We start from the raw sequence: 20,433 nt of genomic DNA on the forward strand, positions 1-20,433 counted from the left end.
AAACGTCCGATATATTCGGACGTTTTTTTGTCTACTAAAAATTATACTTATCAATATTATCTTTCGTAAATACAACTCGTTCTGGTAATACGATAATTCCGTTCCCTTCTGCCTCATAATCATATCCTTGAATGGAGTTTGGCTCTACTTTCACTTTTCCAATTCCTTTTACTTCGAAGCTATCCCCTACTTTTAACTTCTTCCCTTTTACAACAATTTCATTTGCTACATACGTTGCGAGAGCACCTTGTTGTTTTACATCCCATAAACCAAATTGTTGTACTGTTCCTCGTTTTACATAATCACGCATAACGTTCGGTGTAGAAAATCCAGTTACCACTACTTTTTTATCCATTTTTAAGTTTTCAGCTGCCTGCGCCATTGCTGGGAGTGCTGTTGCATCTGGACAAATAACTGCGTTAATATCTGGATACGTTTTTAATATGTTCTCCCCTACGGATAAAGATTTTTGTGCATTATTTTCACCGTACTGCGTCGTTACAATTTCCCAGTTCGGATATTTCTTTTTAATAATTTCTTTCGCTTTCGTTACCCATTGGTTTTGATCCGTTACTGTCGGGCTAGAATAAAAGAATGCTACTTTTCCTTTATCTCCAATTTGCTTAGAAGTCATTTCTATTAATAAGTTAGCAAGTTGGTCTGGTGTTCCTTGGCTTATATAAAAAGAACGATCTTTCGGATTCACATCAGAATCCCATGTTAAGACGGTCATTCCTTTTTTCTTAGCACGTTGTAGTGATTGCGATAAACCATCAACTGATGTAGAGGAAACCATAAGTGCATCATAGTTTTGGTTAATAAAATTATTTATATACTTTACTTGCCCTGATACACTCGCTTCAGACGGCCCATCATATTTCACTTGTACGCCTAGCTTCTCTCCCATCTCCTTTGCTCCTTCACCTCCCGATGTGAAGAAACCAACTCCTGTTAATTTCGGAATAAATGCAAATTTCACATCATCAGCCTTTTTCTTATCTGCCGTTTGGCTAGAACACGCAATTAAACCGATTAAACAAATACATACAATCAATACAATCCCTAGTTTTCTCTTCATGACATTTCCCCCTTATGCAAACTCTGTCTTTTCCCCGCTAAAAATTGATGTAATTTGAAATGTCTCATAATAACTGAAAGAATAAGGATAATACCTATTACTACATTGGATTGTTCATTTGTTAAACCCGTCATTTGCAAGCCATACTGCATGAGCCCAATGAAAATACTCGCCAGTACAGTACCGAAAATACTTCCTTTTCCACCTGTAATAAGTGTCCCGCCTAATACAACTGCTGTAATAATTGGTAATATTGTTTCGCTTCCTATATCAGCACGTGCAGAACCGAAATATGCAGTTAAGAAAGCTCCTCCTAATCCACCTCCTAACCCAGAAAGTATGTAAGCAATGATTACTACTTTCTTCGTCTTAATCCCGGTGTATTTTGCTGCATTTTCATTCGCGCCTGTTAATTTTACGTGGCGCCCATATATCGTTCGGTGAAACAAAATCGTGCATACAATTGTTAATAAAATAAGTAGCCATAATAAATTGGGTATTCCTATAAAACTACCATTTGCTAGTTGTACATAAGTATCAGGTAAGCCGCTTATCCCTTCATATCCAGAAGCACCTGCCCCTCCTGAAATGACGAGTGCAATTCCTCCGTATAAAAACATCGTTCCGAGTGTAACGACTAGTGGTTCTACATCTGTCAATTTTATAATAAGCCCATTTAAAGCTCCTGCTAAGCAACTGACTATAAGTGCCATTATTACTGCTAGTAAAATATGAATTCCATTCATCCAAAACACACCAATTAAAATCGAGGTTAGCCCCATAATTGATCCTACAGATACGTCAATTCCTCCTGTTACAATAACGAAAGTCATTGGAATTGCCGCGATTGCTATGAATAGAAAATCATTTGTACTAAAAAGGAGATTACTAATATTTAAGAAATTGCTGTTTATAAAACTAAAGAGAATGAATTCTATAAGAAGTAATATGATTAACACACCTTCCCATCTGTAAAAATACTTCATAGATTCATTCTCCTTTCTGCTTTCCACTTCTTCATGACGCTATCTAATATGATAATAAGTAATAGTAAAAAACCTGAAATAGCATTATTCCAAAATGCTGGTATTTTTAAAAAGATAAGTGAACTGCTTATCACTTCTAAAAACAATGCTCCTAGTGCAGCTCCAAATATAGAACCTGTTCCTCCTTTTAGATGAATTCCTCCTAGCACAGCAGCTGCAATCACCTGTAGTTCCATTCCTGTACCAGTTTGATTTGGAACGAACCCGATATTCATAACAAATATGCAACCAGCGAGCGCAGCGCTTATGCCTGAAATCATAAACGCATATATCTTCACTTTATTAACAGGTATACCAATAAGCCTCGCGCCATCTTCATTATCACCTACCGCATAAAAGTATCTTCCCAATGGCACTTCTCTTAAAAAAAAGTATAGTAGTAGTAAAATAATAAGAACGAACCATACAGTTATAGGTAAACCAAGAATGATGATAGATGACAGCTGCTTAAAATCGTTTGGAATATCTTCAATCCACTTCCCGCCTGTGAAAATTAACATTGCACCTCTAACAATTCCTAACATGCCTAATGTCATAATAATGGCTGGTACCCGAAACTTCGCAACTCCAATACCATTTACGAAACCGATAATGGCCCCAAGTATAATAGCTACAAATATCGACAAGAATGCACTATACCCATTCGTTAACATCATTCCGCAAACTGCTGCACTTAATCCCATGCTTGAACCAACTGATACATCTATATTTTTCGTAAATAAGACGAACGATTGACCGATTGCTAGCACGACTAAAATAACGCTTGATTTCATCAGTAAAGATAACGAGGTAAATTGAATAAAACTAGGGTTTATCATCCCTACAATAGCTATATAAATTAGTAGTAACATTATGATAGACGTTTCGTGCATTTTATACATACGTTTCATTCCGTTACACCTCCGTATGCAAGGCGTGTAACTTCATTCACACTCAGTTGTTCTTTTTCCATATGAGAAACAAATCGCCCATTTCTCATTACATATACACGGTTTACTAATTGGATAATTTCTTCAACATCTGAAGAGATTAATAAAATTGCGAGTCCTTCCCTTTTCATTTTTTTTATCGTCTCATACACTTCAAGCCTTGCTTTCGCATCAATTCCGCGAGTCGGCTCATCAAGAATAATAATTTTAGGATTACATGCAAGATACTTCGCAAGCACGACCTTCTGCTGATTACCTCCTGATAAAGATGCCAATTCTTTATTCATATTCTGTACAACAATTCGGAACTGTTCTATAAACGAATTAACTAAAGCGCTTTCTTTTTCTTGATTTATAAAAAAGCGATTATTTTGATATAAACTTGCTGCTGCAATATTTTCTTTAACAGAAGCAATTGAGAAAATTCCATTCCTCGCCCTATCCTCTGGCACATAAACTAGTCCTTCGTCTAGCCTTTTATGCAAAGAACACGTATCAATTGATTTTCCCCCCAATAAGATAGACCCTGATTTTATAGTTTTCAATCCAAATATCGCTTCTGCTAATTCCGTTCTGCCAGATCCTATAATGCCAGCAACACCTACAACCTCACCCGCATGTACAGTGAATGATATATTTTCGAATGCGTGACCATTTATATCAACCACTTCTAATATTTTTTTCGTCTTTGCTGTCTCTTGAACTACTTCTATTTTCTCTTTCTGTTTATATCCTTTTGGCAATAGTCCCTCCATCAGCATGTCATATGTATAGTCACATACATCACCTTGGCTTACAACCATTCCATCACGTAGTATTGCTACTTTGTTGGCAATTTCAAAGATTTCTGGAAAACGATGCGTAATATAAATCATCCCAATTCCTTTTTCTTGTAAACTTTTCATCAACACAAAAAGACTCTTAATTTCGTGTGTTGTTAATGTCGATGTTGGCTCATCTAGAATAAGAATCTCAGCTTCTCTTATTAATCCTCTAACGATTTCTACTAACTGTTGTTGCGCAATAGATAACGATTCTCCCTGTTCATTAAGATCAATATCCCAACTTAAACTGTCAATTAATTGCTGAACTTTTACTTTAAGCTTCTTTCTATTCCCCTTTAATCCAATACATATATTTTCTTCAATGGTCATATGCGGAAAAATGAGCGGTTCTTGTGGTATTAAATAAATCCCTTCTTGGTGTGCTTCTTTTGGATTTGCAAACTGCTGTCTCTTTCCTTTCACATACATTTCTCCACTATCATACGAATATAACCCCGTTAATATTTTCATTAATGTCGATTTCCCGGCGCCATTTCCACCAACTAAAGCGTATATATCACCATGCTCTACTTGTAAGTTCACTTCCTTTAGCACAAGTTGATTCGAAAACGCCTTACTCATTTTCTTCACTTGTAATAAGGGCACATTCTCCACATGATGTCACCTGCCTTTACCCAGAACATTTTTTGAGAAAATGATTATTTGTTCTACTTGTTTTGTAGCATTGTATATTCCTTTTTTTATATCTAGAACACTTTTTTCTACGTACTATTAATCGTTTCAACTGGAATAAACAAAATATATGGTACATATGTTTAAGCTGTGGTCAATTGTTGAAAGGGATGAAGAGTATGACTCAGCTGAACTTTGAAGAAAATTTATTAACTAAAGTAGCTTGGTACTATTATAAAGACCAATTAACACAACAGGAGATCGCGTCACTTCTTCATATTTCAAGAAATAAAGTCGTCCGGTTATTAGATAAAGCGCGGAGTGAAGGTATCGTTACATTTCACGTAAAAGGGACTGGTTTGCACTGTTTAAGTATTGAGCGTGACCTAATGAAAAAATTCCACTTAAAAGATGCTTTTATTATCCCTACCCCAGTAAACAATTATCACGCTTCTCTCGGAAAAGCTGCTGCACAATATTTAGAAACTCATCTCCAGCAAGGCGATTTACTCGGTATTGGCTGGGGAGAAACAATTAGCAAAATGCTAGAAAACATTCATTTTGAAAGTTCTATCAACCTTTCAATCGTAACGCTAACAGGCGGGGTAAATCACTATCTCCCGAGAAAACAAAACTATTTACACTACATGCAAGGCGAACTTCACATTATCCCTACGCCGTTTCTAGCGTCTACAACCGAAATGGCACAAAGTATTCTATCAGAACCGAGTGTAAAAGATATGCTTCAAGTCGCTTCACTTGCTCATACGGCTGTTGTCGGTATTGGGGGATTATCTCAAGACGCTACGATTGTAAAAGAAGAAAAATTAACACTACGTGAGATGACATATATTCGTAGTCAAAACGGTGCTGGCGATATTTTAGGACAATTTTATAATACAAATGGCGATTTATTAGAGCTCTCGCATCACAATCGTCTAATTGGCACGCCCCTCTCTATTTTGCGCAATATGAAGCATGTCGTCGGTGTTGCTGGAGGTACTGAAAAGATAGATGCAATTTATGGTGCCTTAAAAGGAAAGTTTATTCATTCATTAATTACCGATGAGGAAACTGCCCTCTCCTTATTACGAAAGGATGGTGATTGTTAATGTCCCATTTATTAGCTTTTGATGCTGGTACAGGGAGCATTCGAGCAGTTCTTTTTGATTTACATGGTAATCAAATTGCAGTAAGTCAAAAAGAATGGATTCACAAATCTGACCTTCGTTATCCAGGCTCTATGAACTTTGATGTAGTAGAAAATTGGAAGCTAGTACAAGAATGTACGAAAGAGGTGCTTCAAAAAAGCAACACTCCTGCCTCTTCTATTCTTGCTATTAGCGCTACAAGTATGCGAGAAGGATTTGTTTTATATGATCAAGATGGGCAAGAAATATGGGCGTGTGCAAATGTTGATGGGCGCGCATCCGTCGAAGTTAGTGAATTAAAAGAAATTCGGTCACATCTTGAAAAAGATTTATATACAAAGTCTGGTCAAACTTTTTCATTAGGTGCTTTACCACGCCTACTCTGGATAAAAAAACATGAACCCGACGTCTATAATAATATTTACTCTTTTACAATGTTAAACGATTGGATTTTATATAAACTAAGCGGCGTACTACAAATTGATCCCTCAAACGGATGCACGTCAGGTATTTTTGACTTACAAAATAGAGTGTGGGATAACGATGTCGCTAAGGAGTGCGGTCTATCTTTGCCATTTTCACCAACAGTAAATGAAGCTGGTACAGTAATTGGCAACGTTACAAAAGAGTGTGCAGCATTAACTGGATTACGTGAAGGGATTCCTGTCGTCGCCGGGGGTGGAGATGCTCAAATGGCATCGCTCGGAACAGGAATCGTGAAACCGAATCAAACGTTAATATGCGGGGGTAGCTTTTGGCAACAAGAAGTGAATGTTACTGAGCCAATAACAGATCCACATGCTGCGATTCGAGTAAATTGTCACGTCGTTCCGAACCTATGGCAATATGAAACAATCGCCTTTTTCCCAGGTCTCGTTATGCGCTGGTTTCGAGACGCTTTTTGCCAAGAAGAAAAGAAACTTGCTGATAAACTCGGTGTAGATGCTTATGAATTACTAGAAGAACAAGCGAAAGACGTACCTGTCGGTTCACATGGCATTATCCCTACTTTTTCAAACGTTATGAACTACATTTCTTGGCGTCATGCCGCACCTTCTTTTTTAAATTTAAGTTTAGACGCTGACAAATGCGGAAAAAAAGAACTGTTTCGTGCTATTGAAGAAAATGCAGCCTTCATTACACTTGGAAACTTAAAATTAATAAAAAATCTAACTGGCACATTCCCTTCTGAAGTTATTTTTGCTGGCGGTGCCGCTAAAGGAAAACTATGGCCACAAATTCTATCAGACGTACTCGGTATTCCTGTAAAAGTACCTGTTGTGAAAGAAGCAGCTGCTTTAGGAACTGCGATTGCTGCTGGAGTTGGTGCTGGCATATATTCATCTATGGAAGAAACTGCCGAAGAGTTTGTACAGTGGGAGCAAACATTCGAACCAGTTACTGAAAATCACGAACTATATAAAGAGTTCTATGAAACATGGAAAACTGTATATGACAGTCAGCTCGCTTTAGCTGATAAAGGGCTCACCTCACATATGTGGATTGCGCCTGGTGCACTGTAACACATTACATAAAGGAGTGAACTGTATGTTAAAAGCGAATGAAAATGACTTCTCCTATCGCTTCGGTGATAACGGGCCGAAATATTTAATACAAGGTCCAAATATTGATCTTGGCCTTGTTGTCATTCAACCGGGCCAGGAGTTTCAAAACCATTATCATACGACGTGCGAAGAGGTCTTTTATGCATTAGAAGGTGAAATAGATTTCTATGTGAATAATGAAAGAGTTCCAATTAAACAAGGTGATGTCCTGCAAGTTCGTCCTCATGAATCTCACTATCTTATTAACCATTCTGACAAACCTTTTAAAGCTGTTTTTATTAAGTCACCACATTTACCAAATAAAGATACTGTACAAACGGAAAATCCAACATTAACGAAGGAGTGATTTGGAATGACTTGGGGATTTAAAAATCGATTAAATACAATTTTACCTGATGGCAGAGCGGTAATGTTAGCAATAGATCACGGTTATTTCTTAGGACCAATTCACGGACTAGAACAACCACTTGAAACAGTTAAAAACTTACTTCCTTACACGGATTCTCTCTTTTTAACGCGTGGTGTACTTAGCTCCTGTATTCCTGAAAACTGCAGCACACCGATGGTTATGCGTGTATCTGGCGGTGCTACTGTCGTCGGTAAAGATTTAGCGAATGAAACAATTGTTACACCTGTAAAAGAAGCAGTGAAGCAAAACGCAATTGGCGTTGGCGTTTCTGTTTTTGTCGGATCAGACTATGAAACACAAACTGTTACAAATCTCGCAAATGTAGTCTCTGAAGCTCACGATTACGGCCTACCTGTACTCGGCATTACCGCAGTCGCAAAAGAATTACAAAAACGTGAAGCTCGCTTTCTAGCACTTGCTTCCCGCGTATGTGTTGAAATGGGTGCTGATATTATTAAAACGTATTACTGTGAAGGATTCGAAAAAATAACGAGCACATGCCCTGCCCCAGTCGTCATCGCGGGTGGCCCAAAACTAGATTCAATTGAAGACGCATTAAACATTACGTACAATGCGCTGCAAGAAGGCGCAATTGGAGTAGATATGGGCCGAAACATATGGCAATCCGAGCACCCAGCTGCGATGATTCAAGCGATACATGGCATTGTGAAAAATGGATTGAATGTGAAAGAGGCACTTGAACTTTATGATGATGTGAAGAATTAATGTGAAAAGACAGACTATTTATTAGTCTGTCTTTTTTACTTTACAGTGAAACTTTCTTAATCCGTCTTCTAATATGATACATACTTAAATTCTATACACCTTCAAATGATTACTCTAGATGGTTACTATTAAGCTTTGAAACTTTCTTACCTTCTCTATAATCAAGACAAGACACTTCAATTAATAAGCCATTAAATACTGTAAAATAAAAACCATAACTACTACCTCGCATCAAATAAGGTTCCTTGTCTATTTCAATGCCGCCGGCTACTAAACGATTATACGCTTGATCCACTTCACTTGATGTATCCACTAAAAAAACAATATGAAAAGCTTCCGGATACGTAACTTCCTTATTCCCTTTAAATGCTTTTGGATCACTTAGTACAAGTATAAAACCACTCTCATCACTCATGACTACAAGTGCTTTCCCTTTTTGCTCCAAAAATTGAAAATCAAAAAATGTTTCAAAGAAATGTCTCGCTTCTGATAAATCATCAACACATAAATTTAAATGATTCAGCTTCATGTACTCATCTCCTTTTAAACAGAAGGTATATAGACTCATTTCCATAACACTTAAATATGTAAGGGAAAATATTCAAGCGTTCCGTCTAAGACTATGCTTTATAAGTCTAATATTTTTTTCTATAGCCTAGAACGTTTTTTAAATGAATGAAAGATTTCCTATCATTCCCATCCCCCCAGTAATAAAAAAGAGGATACATGTTTGCTTCTACAACATGTATCCTCTGCTTGTATATTACGACTGTTGATAAGCCGATTTCGATGATTTCACATAATAAACCGCATGATCCACATTAATAATATGATCTGGTTTTGGTTTACCACGGCCCGCTCTATGTCCAGCTAAGTGTTCTTCACTTGTTTCCCAGTTTTTCCATGCTTCTTCCGATTCCCAGCGAATCATTACGACAACTTCTTCGTCACCGCGTCTTACTTTTTTAACGAGAACACTTAAATCGATGAAGCCTTCAAATTTTTCAATTATGCCTTCTCCAGTAAAACGTTCTACAACTATATTTGATGTACCTTCTTTTACTGTAAATGTTTTCGTTTCGATAAACATATATTCCACTCCCTCTTTGTTATACGAATACTAGTATTCTTCTATTATAATTGATTATGATAATTATTTTCAATTGTAAAGTTTTAATTTTTTGAATTATGCTGATTTCTTTTCTATCGCCTCATCTAAAAATTTGAAATATGGAAGTAACATCCCTATTAAAGATGTAACACATATAACTGCACCGATAATTACATATAGCGCTCTTACTCCCAACATTTCACTCAATATTCCCCCTACTAACACACCTAATGGCATAGCGGATCGTATGAAAAATAAACGCACTGAAAATACTTGTCCTATCATATTATTTGGGACGATTTGTTGGCATATTGTTGTGTTATGAACATTGAAAAATGCAATACAAATCCCTGCTATTACTTCAATTAGTATTGCAATGATAATACTATGATTGAACCCTAGCGAAATGTATGTGAGTCCCCCTATAAACAATCCCCCAAGCATAAGTATACGCCGGCTTTTATATGTTACTTTTCCGACTAATACTGAGCCAATTACGTAGCCAAGTGGAAAACCTGCCATAAAATAGCCGTACTCTGCATATCCCGCTAACAGCTCGTCTTTTATATAAGGAAGATTTGTGACCATCGTTACCCCTACTCCAAACTGCACGAAAGTAAGAAATATACCGAGCCAAACGATGATTGGTTTTGTAAAAAAATATGTAAAACCTTGAAGAAATTGTTCTAGCCACGTTTTTCGTATATCTGTTGTAGTTCTCTTTTCTTTTATATAAAGTAAGAAAGCACCACTAACAAATAGACAAATACATACGAAAGATAATGTAAGTTCTGTTCCAATGAAATGAATGACTACTCCGCCTAATACTGGCGCAAGAAACATCATGAGACGAGTCATTCCATCAATATACGCATTTGCGTCTTGAAGTTGTCCTTGACTTACAATGCTCGGTGTAATTGCTTGACTTGCAGGTGTATAAAGAGGTGTAATAAGTCCCACTACAATTTGAACAACATAAATGTGCCAAACTTCTATACTACCTGTAACTAGCATCACCAAAGGTAATAAGAATACGGACGCCCGTATCCATTGTGAAAAAATCATAATCCACTTCCGGCTCCATTTATCAATAAATGGGCCACTTATTAATTGCAGTATGAGTGATGGGATGAAATATAATAGCCACATACTACTTAAAGCCATTTCCGATCCTGTTAACTCATATACTAGAATTGAATTACATAACGTTCCGAAAGCCCCTCCTAATTCAGAGATTGCACTACCAATCCACATAAAAAAGAACGAACGATTTTTCAATTTCACACACCAACTTTTCTTTTATATTCCTCCCTTTATGTACATTCTCGTTGTTAATTATCTATTCAAAAACATATCTAATTCTTTCGCTAAAGACTGTACTGCTTTCTTTCTTAATACATATTTTCCGTCATGTATATCAACTAACTTCGCTGCACGTAACAATTTCAAATGATGGTGTACAGTCGATTTACCAAGCTGTAATCTTTCCGTTATTTCCTGTAATGTACGTTCTTTTTCAAATAACATTTTTACAATTCGCAATCTCGCCTCATCCCCAAGAGCCTTATGTTTTTGAACTAAAAAATAATTCGGTTCATACGGATCTTCAGGATGAATGCTTTCATTCGCAACTGGATAATGAAATACTTTCGTATCATCAATATCCGCTTCAATATTCCACGGTCTGTACGTCATTTGCGGAATAAGAAGTACGTGATGAACACTTGGCTCTGGCATATAGTTCACTCCGCCAGTCGCCCACTCGACAAACTCTTCCGGCTTCATCTTTTTATTCATTTCATTTTTCGCTTCATAATCTCGTTTTAATATAGAAAGTATTTGTTCTTCCTCTCTTTTAATAACACTCTCATACCAACCTGTCATAACAGCGATTAAATGCGATTTCAGCACTTGTACATCTACATTACATATAAAGCTAATATAAGTAGAAAAAAACTGATGATTATCTGTTAGTTCCTTTAGTTCGTGTATTGCACATACAACTCCCGTTGCAGCTAAACGTCTTTTCTCTTCATACTTCTCTCCTAAAAACGGTAAACATATAAATTTCAAATCTTCTTCTGAAAATGAATCAATTTTAAAATTAAACTGCGATAAATCTTGAAAATCCTCTTCATACAATAACTGGAGTAATGCTTTCCACGTATTATGTTCTTCTACAAACTGTAAGTGTTCTCTCATTTCTTCTGTTAATGCTTTCTTAATTTCTTCCCATTCACTTTGAGTTTTTTCAAGAGTATCAATTAACCTTTTATGAGTAATCGCTGCAATGCCAAGTGCACATTCGAAAAGTATCGAATATTTCACCTGAACGTTGTATGTTTCCCTTTTTCTGCTCGTTATGTGATAGACCTCCATTTTTATCCCCTCCTTGTTTGCTATATAACATATTCTATTTTCATCGAATTTTACCTTCTATATTTTTAGAACCGTTTTGCAACTTTAAAAAAACTTTAATCAATGAGCAAACAGAAAAAGGTTTATACTCTTTTCATTCTGACTCAATGAAAGCCTTGATTATTAAATATCATATTAAAAATGAGATTTTTTAATGGCTCAATTATACGTTGTATTTCACTCTCTTGTTCAACTATAGAGAAGGTTTATTGAAGAGAAAAGCGAACGCTTCAAGTACATGATGCCTTACAATCTTCATTAACCGCCCTTCAAGAAGCAGAACTAGATCAACTAAGTCCTTCTCTACCAGTTTGGCGACAATATATGAATATCCTTTTGCATGATGCTTATCATACAGGACAAATTATACAGCTTCGGAAACTTCAAGGTTCATGGCCAACTCACCGTTCTTATTTATAAAGTGAAATTTTAATCAGCTCTTACCAATCGGGATTTTGCGGGCAGCCCATCCCCACTTCACTTCTTTGCTTTCCCTGAATTTTGAGGTAAAAGTCTTACTGCCCGTTAATCCGGGATAAACGATGTTTAAAATCGCATACGTTTAATATCCAACAAAACAATTGAAAACAACTAATTGTTCGATAATTACTGCGATTGCTCAAAATAAAGCAAATTAAAATACATTGATTCCTAACATAACTTACATGCTTCATAACTTCTAATCATAATCCAAATTTGGAAGAATAGATGCTTTTTTATATACAAATAATAAGCCTCAAGGAGTTGTTGACATGCATTTCATATTGAATATGTTAGGGATTTTCGTTGTCATATTAATCGTTTTCTTATGTTCGCCTAATAAAAAACATATAAAATGGAGACCAATTGTAATTCTCATCCTATTGGAGCTTTTTATTACGTGGTTTATGTTAGGCACAAAGCTCGGCAGTATTATCATTAATAAAATTGCGTCATTTTTCAGTTGGCTACTAGCATGTGCGAATGAAGGTATTCGATTTGCATTTCCTTCAGCTATGGAAAGTCAGCACATTGATTTCTTCTTTAGTGCGTTACTTCCTATCATTTTTGTTATTACTTTTTTCGATATTCTTTCTTATTTCGGAATCTTAACTTGGATTATTGATAAAGTAGGTGCAGTTATTTCAAAGATTTCTCGTTTACCAAAGTTAGAAAGTTTCTTTTCGATTCAAATGATGTTTTTAGGAAACACCGAAGCACTTGCGGTTGTTCGTGATCAATTATCTGTTTTAAAAGAAAATCGATTATTAACTTTTGGAATTATGAGTATGAGTAGCGTTAGCGGATCCATTCTTGGTGCTTATTTATCAATGGTTCCAGCAACATATATTTTCAGCGCAATCCCATTAAACTGTATTAACGCATTAATTTTAGCCAATGTATTAAATCCTGTGGAAGTTTCGAAAGAAGAAGACGTTGTTTACACACCTTCAAAACATGAAAAAAAGGATTTCTTTTCTACTATTTCAAACAGTATGTTAGTTGGGATGAATATGGTTATCGTTATTTTAGCTATGGTAATTGGTTATGTAGCTTTAACAGCATGTTTAAATGGGATTTTAGGATTTTTTGTAACGGGGTTAACAATTCAAAAAATCTTCTCCATTATCTTTAGTCCTTTTGCATTTTTACTCGGTTTATCAGGCAGTGATGCTATGTATGTAGCTGAATTAATGGGGATCAAAATAACGACGAATGAATTTGTTGCAATGATGGATTTAAAATCAAACTTAAAGTCGCTACAACCGCATACGGTTGCGGTTGCAACGACATTTCTAGCTTCTTTTGCTAACTTTAGTACAGTAGGTATGATTTACGGAACTTACAATTCATTATTTGGCGGAGAAAAATCATCAGTCATCGGTAAAAATGTTTGGAAGCTTCTTGTTAGCGGGATGGCTGTTTCTTTATTAAGTGCTATGCTCGTTGGGCTATTTGTATGGTAAATAATTTTTATAATAAAAGACACCCAAGCCAATTGAGTGTCTTTTATTATTATTTTCGAATTTGCCCATTTCCACGAATCACATATTTTGTAGAAGTTAATGCTGGAAGCCCCATTGGTCCTCTTACGTGTAACTTTTGTGTACTGATACCAATTTCCGCTCCGAATCCAAATTCGGATCCATCTGTAAAACGAGTCGATGCATTATGATAAAGTGCCGCGGCATCTACAGAAGTAAAAAACTTGCTGACGTTTTCCTCGTTTTCAGTAATAATCGCTTCAGAATGCATAGATCCATACGTATTTATATGATGAATCGCTTCTTCAACAGTGGAAACCACTTTCACTGCTAGTGTGAGAGATAAAAACTCAGTTTCCCAGTCTTCTTCTGTCGCAAGTAAGATAGAAGGATCAATCGCCACTGCTTTATTATCACCACGTAGCTCCACTCCTCTTTCCTTCAAGGAAGAAAACAACTCGCTACCATATTGCTCTGCCCAATTCTCATGAAGTACAATCGTCTCAATTGCATTACATACAGATGGACGCTGCGTTTTTGCGTTTATAATAATATTAAACGCCATTTGTTTATCTGCTGTTTCATCAATGAATATATGACAATTTCCCGCGCCTGTTTCAAGTACTGGAACAGACGCTTCTCTCACTACTGTATCAATTAATTGTTTACCGCCTCTTGGTATAAGAACATCCAAGTACTCGTTCAATGTAAACAACTGTTTTGCACTATCTCTCGTTGTATCTTCTATGAGCTGTACACTTTCTGAAGGCAAGCTAGTTTGCTTAAGCGCCCGGTGAATAACGCTAACGATAGCTTTGTTAGAATGTATAGCAGAAGAACTACCACGTAGTATTACTGCGTTTCCTGTTTTTAAACAAATTGTAGCAGCATCAACAGTTACATTCGGTCTTGCCTCATAAATCATTCCGACAACACCAAGTGGTACGCGCATCTCCTGAATAGATAGTCCATTTGGTCGTTCCCATGCACTTACACATTCTCCAATAGGATCACGTAATTCAATTAACTGCTTAATACCCTCTGTCATATCAACAATTCGTTGTTCATTCAGCAAAAGGCGATCAAGGAGTGAATGAGAAAATCCTTTCTCCTTACCTTCTTCAATATCCCGTTTGTTTTCTTCTAAAATATAAGCTGTTTCTACTATCAGCTGATTAGCAATTGCAGCAAGTGCTTCATTTTTTTGATCTGTAGTTTTAAGCACAAGTTCTCTAGCAACCTCTTTTGCTTTTATCCCCTTTGCCAACACTTCATTCATTTTTATTTCCTCCTTTTTAAAGTGAAACCCAATGATCCCTATGGATGACTTCATAACTATGTCTCTCGCCTCTTACTTGAATATCTTGGCTTTGCATACCTTTTACATCTCTTAGTTCCTCTGCACTATATGTGCATTGTCCTTTTCCTATTACGCGCCCTTGTTGCGTTACAACCTCTACAACTTCACCCACTTGGAAAAATCCTGATACATTCGTAACACCAGCTGGAAGTAAACTCTTCCCATGCTGAATGATGGCAGTAGCTGCCCCAGCATCTACTTCAATTTGTCCGCTAACAAGCGAATGCAAGGCAATCCATTGCTTGTTCATCTTCATTTCTTTTTGAGGAGCATTACCAACATACGTTCCATCACCCTTACCCTTCAAAACATCTACAAACTTTTCCTGTCCACGTCCTGTTCCGATAAATACACTCACACCAAGAGAGAGTGCTGTCTTTGCAGCATCGATTTTTGATTTCATACCGCCAGTCCCAAGTTTTGAGCCTGCATCTCCTGCAAGAGAAGAAATTTCTTCCGTAACTTCAGGAAGAAAATAATATTTTTTTGCATCCGCATTTTTCTGAGGATTTTTGTCATATAACCCGTTCACATCCGTAAAGATCATAAGCATATCCGCCGAAACAAGCCCGCTTACTAAAGCTGACAGCATATCATTATCACCGAACGTTAGCTCCTCTAAAGAGATGGAATCATTTTCATTAATAATTGGAAGAGCGGAACGGTTTAATAATTCTCCTAACGTAGCGTAAGCATTACTATATTGTTCTTTTCTAGAAAAATCACTTCTCGTCAGCAAAAGTTGCGCAGTAACGATGCCATATTTACGGAATTCCTCCGTGTACGCCTGCATTAACAAACTTTGTCCGACAGCTGCTGCAGCCTGTTTCCCTTTAATCGTTACAGGTCTGCTAGGATATCCTAGCGCTGAAAAACCTGCAGCGACGGCTCCAGATGTAATTAACACAACCTCGTGCCCATCTTCTTTCAACCGAGCCAATGCGGCAACGTGATCTGAAAGCTGTTCTGTAGAGATGCCTCCATGACTATCTGCCAAGGAACTACTCCCAATCTTTACAACAATTCGTTGTTTTTTCACTTTTTTATCCCCCAAGTCTAAAATCAAAGTTTTTTTATAAATTACACTTCATTCACTTTGTAACTATATCTATTCTCATCAATGCTGCACTGAAGTATTTAAGAGCAAAATAAAAATGACCGCTTCGCCCTTAATAAAATAAAAAGGACGAAACGGTCATTGTTCCGCGGTACCACCTTAATTGATATACATAGATATCCACTTGGTGCCTATAACGCAGGCGAACGCCTAAACTTTCATTTAAGACTCAGGGATAGGTTCGATATATTCTATACGAGGAATCTTTCAGCCGGTGAATTCCACTCTCTTTCGCAAGAAGACATATGTACTAATTCCCTTCAACGATTTTCAATCTAATTTTTTTATATTATGCGATATAGTTCGATTCGGTGTCAAGAGGTATTTTTAAAAATAAATAGAGCCACAAGTTATTTGTATGAAATTATCGCCCTACTGAATGAAAATACAAAATGATATAAGTTTAACTCATATTCATAAACATAAAACCTTACATTATAGTGTATATATTTACATAATGTCGAATATAATTAATTTTTGTCTTTTAGTGTTGCAAAAAGGAATATATTCTCTTAGAATGTTTCTTTATATTGCACAGGGATGTTATTCTTATTCTAAGAAAATAATATCAAACCGATATAATTGATTATAAAAGGAGCAAGATTGAGTTATTATGGATAAACAAATTGGATTCATCGGTTGCGGAAATATGGGAATGGCTATGATTGGCGGAATGATAAACAAAAATATAGTGTCTTCAAATCAAATTATTTGTTCAGATTTAAACACTGCTAATTTAAAAAATGCTAGTGAAAAATATGGGCTAACTACAACTACCGACAACAATAAAGTAGCTAAAAATGCTGATATTTTAATTTTATCAATCAAACCAGACCTATATTCATCAATAATTAATGAAATAAAAGAAGTAATCAAAAACGATGCTATCATCGTTACGATCGCTGCTGGAAAAAGTATTGAAAGTACTGAAAATGCCTTTAATAAAAAAGTAAAGGTTGTAAGAGTAATGCCTAATACTCCTGCTCTTGTTGGAGAAGGAATGTCTGCATTATGCCCTAATGAAATGGTGACAGAAAAAGATTTAGAAGATGTACTAAACATTTTCAATAGTTTTGGTCAAACAGAGATCGTAAGTGAAAAATTAATGGATGTTGTCACATCCGTAAGTGGTTCTTCACCAGCTTATGTATATATGATTATAGAAGCGATGGCAGATGCTGCTGTACTAGATGGTATGCCAAGAAATCAAGCATATAAATTCGCTGCTCAAGCTGTGTTAGGCTCTGCAAAAATGGTATTAGAAACAGGAATACATCCAGGTGAATTGAAAGATATGGTTTGTTCTCCTGGCGGAACGACAATAGAAGCTGTAGCAACATTAGAGGAAAAAGGATTACGAACAGCGATTATTTCAGCTATGCAGCGTTGTACGCAAAAGTCTGTTGAACTATCTGGTCAAACTAAAAAATAAAACTATAAAAGAGATTACGTTAGCTATGAATTCACATACTTTTAATTAAAAATTCACTACATGATAAACGGCCAAACTCATATAAAATTGAGCTTGGCCGTTCTACTTTTTAATTATATTAAAATAATTTTATTTGACTCTTCTTTAAAGGTTCTGTTTTATCCCTTACCTATTCCCTACTATGATTGTGTAATTTTATTAGAAACTAATAATTTTTCAATGCATTTCGGTAACATATCTAATAGTGTTTCAAATGCGTAGTTTACATCTAGACGTTCTGTCCATTGATGTGCATCTTTTCCTACCGGTCCCATATTTAATACTGGAACATCAAACTCTTCTAATTCCTGAAGCGGAATTGAATAGCCTTTATCCCATAATGGCATATTGTCTACAAGCGAACTCATTGAATCCAGTGGATACTGCAAGCCTACATAGCTTAAATCTGAAATCCCCCCAAAATAATTTTGGTTTTCAAATGTAATTTTATGATTGTAATGTGCATACTTTTCCATTTCTACAACTACCTCTTTTATTAAAGGATTGTTGCGTGAACTCACAGCTGGATAGTACGGCGGAGCGAAGAAAAGTACAATCATCGGTGCCTTTTCTTTACATAAAATCGCTAATTTATCTACTAAATCAATCGTTACCGCACGATCATCTTTATCTCCTCTATTTTTTATAATATTAGATTGAATATGATCTATTTTTTCTCGTCCATGTTGCTCAATTGCATATGTGATAAGCTCTTCATAAGTTAATACATTTACTTTGAGATTAGGTGGTATAAATGGATTATATTTAGAAAAACGATATGCATGTTTTTCATACGACTCTTCTATTTTCTCTGCTACTTTTGTTACTTTTTGACGTAACAATGAAACTACATCTGTCATTGATTTTTCTAATAAAAACAAATTAAATAATGTGACTGCACGATGCGGAATTTGTACAGAATAATCCTCTTTTAAGTCCCTTTGAAGTAAGTTAGTTGGTGGAGGACTCGCTTCCCCTTCTACAATATCACAAAGGTCTGTGTTTAACTCTAGTTCTGCTGTTATTAATGAAGCCATATAACTCCCATTTAACCCTGCAAAAGGTTCACCTACATGTGTCTCTTTTCCGTAGCAAAGAAAACCAGGTAACACTTTACCAATAGAGCCAGTGTAAATATACTTATTTTGGTCACCAGGATGTCTTGAAAACATAGGCTCTGAGTTTAAGACCGTTTTATAATCTAAATTATGCTCTCTTGCTAAATCTAATAGTCTCGGAACAGCGGCCCTCATCCCTACAGAATTCACTTCTTCATCTGGTACAGCCAATAAAAGAACATTCCCATCGAATCTTCCTTCACATGCTTGTTCAATCATTGCCATTTGTAATGCGAGGCCGCATTTCATGTCCATTGTTCCTCTACCAAACAGCCAATCTCCATGTTCTATATCTTCACGTACATGGTCTGGAAGTTCATCTTTATGAGAATAAAACATAGATGTTAACTTTTTAGGATTAAATGCATCTTCTTTCCACACTCCGTAATCTTGTACATCTACAACATCAAAGTGACTTACTAGAATTACAGTATTTTTTGTACTATCGCTTTTCTTTACTAGTGCTGTAACAAAATATCGTCCGTCCCCCGTCGGATTTTTTTGCACATGGTGCGGGTTTTCTTTGAAGTACTGTAAATCAGATAATTGCTCCACAACAAAGTCTGGCAATATCACTTCAGCCTCTGTACCTGTAATACTAGGAATTTCAACAAGACTGCTTAATAATTGAATCAATTGTTCTTTTGATTGCCACTTTGACATATAAATCCCCCTATTTTTCCGCATTATGAAAACGAATTCCAATATATGAATAAAAAATGACGACAGCTATCAAAATTATAGTTCTGATGTACTGCCGATTTTTATTGATATTTCATGAGCTGCTTGTTTTACCTTGCTAATAAGAAAAGATAGTCGATCATCATTAATACGATGACTAATTAACCCAACACTTAATGCTCCTACTACTTTATGATTAAATCCGATAATAGGTGCAGCTACTGAAGCTGTCCCTTCTGTTTTTTCACCATAACTGACAGCATATCCTTCATTTTTTATTTGCTTTATTTGATTAAGAAGAATTTGCTTTTGTTCTGGTAATGAAGAAAGTAAATGCTCTACAATATGTTCCATTTCATTCGTTTTCATATTGGCAAGCATCGTTTTATTTGCGGCACCAATTGAAAGTGGAATTTGTTCCCCTAGATTATCAATAACTCGAATTTTTAAAGGACTATCAATTCTTTCAATGATAATAGAATGTGTTCCGTTTGGAATATTCAAATAGACACTTTCTTCCACTTCAGCAGCCAAACGTTTCATCACTTCTCTTGCAACAGATCTATAGTCTACCTTCTCCAATTGACGCAACCCTATTTCCATCCACATTGGTCCAATTTTGTACTGTTTTGTCTCTGAAATTTGTGTAACTAACCCATGCTCCATTAGAGAGTTAAGTAATCTATGTACTGTACTAACCGGGAGATGTGTTCCATCAGCTATATCAGAAATAGCCCAGTACTCTTTTTCATTTGTAGAATTCAATAATTTAATAATACTTATCGCTCGATCAATGGACTGTACCATAACTCGCCTCAACTTTACTCGTAGT

General features: G+C 36.1%; 18 protein-coding genes, 1 pseudogene and 1 other annotated feature. Of the genes and pseudogenes, 7 read left to right on the forward strand and 12 right to left on the reverse strand.

Going from position 1 to position 20,433, the window contains the following annotated elements:
- Positions 1-34 precede the first annotated feature (34 nt).
- Genes lsrB through ES895_RS15460 form a run of 4 tightly spaced genes read right to left on the reverse strand, consistent with a single transcriptional unit; the run spans position 35 to position 4,492 of the window.
- Positions 35-1,078, reverse strand: coding sequence for an autoinducer 2 ABC transporter substrate-binding protein LsrB (lsrB, locus tag ES895_RS15445; RefSeq protein ID WP_000823656.1), 1,044 nt, complete (start codon positions 1,076-1,078; stop codon positions 35-37).
- Positions 1,075-2,064 carry an ABC transporter permease gene (locus tag ES895_RS15450; RefSeq protein ID WP_000873530.1) on the reverse strand — a complete coding sequence of 330 codons (990 nt, stop codon included), beginning with the start codon at positions 2,062-2,064 and terminating at the stop codon, positions 1,075-1,077. Before ES895_RS15450 ends, lsrB begins: the two co-directional genes overlap by 4 nt.
- Entirely contained in the window at positions 2,061-3,014 is a 954-nt protein-coding gene (locus tag ES895_RS15455) for an ABC transporter permease subunit (RefSeq protein WP_000827684.1), read from the reverse strand. Before ES895_RS15455 ends, ES895_RS15450 begins: the two co-directional genes overlap by 4 nt.
- Positions 3,011-4,492, reverse strand: a complete 1,482-nt coding sequence (locus tag ES895_RS15460) for a sugar ABC transporter ATP-binding protein (RefSeq protein ID WP_000432630.1) — start codon at positions 4,490-4,492, stop codon at positions 3,011-3,013. Before ES895_RS15460 ends, ES895_RS15455 begins: the two co-directional genes overlap by 4 nt.
- Before the next feature lie 197 nt (positions 4,493-4,689).
- Here ES895_RS15460 and ES895_RS15465 point away from each other — a divergent pair, with 197 nt between their 5' ends.
- Genes ES895_RS15465 through lsrF form a run of 4 tightly spaced genes read left to right on the forward strand, consistent with a single transcriptional unit; the run spans position 4,690 to position 8,361 of the window.
- Positions 4,690-5,622: a sugar-binding transcriptional regulator gene (locus tag ES895_RS15465; protein WP_000192709.1), complete on the forward strand. Its 933-nt coding sequence runs from the start codon at positions 4,690-4,692 to the stop codon at positions 5,620-5,622.
- Complete coding sequence (gene lsrK / locus ES895_RS15470) at positions 5,622-7,184, forward strand: autoinducer-2 kinase (RefSeq protein WP_000018815.1); 1,563 nt, start codon at positions 5,622-5,624, stop codon at positions 7,182-7,184. The genes ES895_RS15465 and lsrK overlap by 1 nt, the downstream gene beginning before the upstream one ends.
- 25 nt (positions 7,185-7,209) lie before the next feature.
- On the forward strand, positions 7,210-7,572 hold the full coding sequence (locus ES895_RS15475; RefSeq protein ID WP_000909986.1) for a cupin domain-containing protein: 363 nt from the start codon (positions 7,210-7,212) through the stop codon (positions 7,570-7,572).
- Positions 7,573-7,578: 6 nt separating this feature from the next.
- Positions 7,579-8,361, forward strand: coding sequence for a 3-hydroxy-5-phosphonooxypentane-2,4-dione thiolase (gene lsrF / locus ES895_RS15480; RefSeq protein ID WP_000219782.1), 783 nt, complete (start codon positions 7,579-7,581; stop codon positions 8,359-8,361).
- Positions 8,362-8,470: 109 nt separating this feature from the next.
- On the opposite strand, the gene ES895_RS15485 is transcribed toward lsrF, so the two are convergent.
- From ES895_RS15485 to ES895_RS15500, 4 genes are all read right to left on the reverse strand, one after another.
- The gene (locus ES895_RS15485; protein WP_135238465.1) at positions 8,471-8,890 is read right to left on the reverse strand and encodes a VOC family protein; all 420 of its coding nucleotides are present in this window, start codon (positions 8,888-8,890) and stop codon (positions 8,471-8,473) included.
- A 234-nt stretch (positions 8,891-9,124) separates the two neighbouring features.
- Complete coding sequence (gene hmoA / locus ES895_RS15490) at positions 9,125-9,451, reverse strand: heme-degrading monooxygenase HmoA (RefSeq protein ID WP_000469498.1); 327 nt, start codon at positions 9,449-9,451, stop codon at positions 9,125-9,127.
- Between the two features lie 96 nt (positions 9,452-9,547).
- A complete protein-coding gene (locus ES895_RS15495; RefSeq protein ID WP_135238466.1) occupies positions 9,548-10,756 on the reverse strand; it encodes an MFS transporter in 1,209 nt (402 codons plus the stop codon).
- Between the two features lie 51 nt (positions 10,757-10,807).
- Entirely contained in the window at positions 10,808-11,851 is a 1,044-nt protein-coding gene (locus ES895_RS15500; protein WP_000454579.1) for an ArsR/SmtB family transcription factor, read from the reverse strand.
- Between the two features lie 258 nt (positions 11,852-12,109).
- Here ES895_RS15500 and ES895_RS15505 point away from each other — a divergent pair.
- Together ES895_RS15505 and ES895_RS15510 are read left to right on the forward strand one after the other, a co-directional pair.
- A pseudogene (locus ES895_RS15505) lies at positions 12,110-12,310 on the forward strand (DinB family protein); the annotation flags it as partial.
- A gap of 332 nt (positions 12,311-12,642) precedes the next feature.
- On the forward strand, positions 12,643-13,836 hold the full coding sequence (locus ES895_RS15510) for a NupC/NupG family nucleoside CNT transporter (RefSeq protein WP_000545484.1): 1,194 nt from the start codon (positions 12,643-12,645) through the stop codon (positions 13,834-13,836).
- Between the two features lie 49 nt (positions 13,837-13,885).
- On the opposite strand, the gene ES895_RS15515 is transcribed toward ES895_RS15510, so the two are convergent.
- Positions 13,886-15,133 carry a glutamate-5-semialdehyde dehydrogenase gene (locus ES895_RS15515; protein WP_001006620.1) on the reverse strand — a complete coding sequence of 416 codons (1,248 nt, stop codon included), beginning with the start codon at positions 15,131-15,133 and terminating at the stop codon, positions 13,886-13,888.
- Between the two features lie 16 nt (positions 15,134-15,149).
- Entirely contained in the window at positions 15,150-16,253 is a 1,104-nt protein-coding gene (proB, locus tag ES895_RS15520; RefSeq protein WP_000744736.1) for a glutamate 5-kinase, read from the reverse strand.
- Between the two features lie 140 nt (positions 16,254-16,393).
- Positions 16,394-16,604, reverse strand: a binding site (T-box leader).
- A 340-nt stretch (positions 16,605-16,944) separates the two neighbouring features.
- Here proB and proC point away from each other — a divergent pair.
- Positions 16,945-17,763, forward strand: coding sequence for a pyrroline-5-carboxylate reductase (proC, locus tag ES895_RS15525; RefSeq protein WP_000360729.1), 819 nt, complete (start codon positions 16,945-16,947; stop codon positions 17,761-17,763).
- 179 nt (positions 17,764-17,942) lie between these two features.
- Here proC and ES895_RS15530 read toward each other — a convergent pair whose 3' ends face one another.
- Together ES895_RS15530 and ES895_RS15535 are read right to left on the reverse strand one after the other, a co-directional pair.
- Positions 17,943-19,607, reverse strand: a complete 1,665-nt coding sequence (locus ES895_RS15530) for a M20/M25/M40 family metallo-hydrolase (RefSeq protein WP_119781599.1) — start codon at positions 19,605-19,607, stop codon at positions 17,943-17,945.
- A gap of 51 nt (positions 19,608-19,658) precedes the next feature.
- Entirely contained in the window at positions 19,659-20,408 is a 750-nt protein-coding gene (locus tag ES895_RS15535) for an IclR family transcriptional regulator (RefSeq protein WP_000250750.1), read from the reverse strand.
- Positions 20,409-20,433: the final 25 nt, after the last annotated feature.

It is taken from the genome of Bacillus sp. 007/AIA-02/001, from assembly GCF_004634455.1.
Lineage (GTDB): Bacteria > Bacillota > Bacilli > Bacillales > Bacillaceae_G > Bacillus_A > Bacillus_A cereus.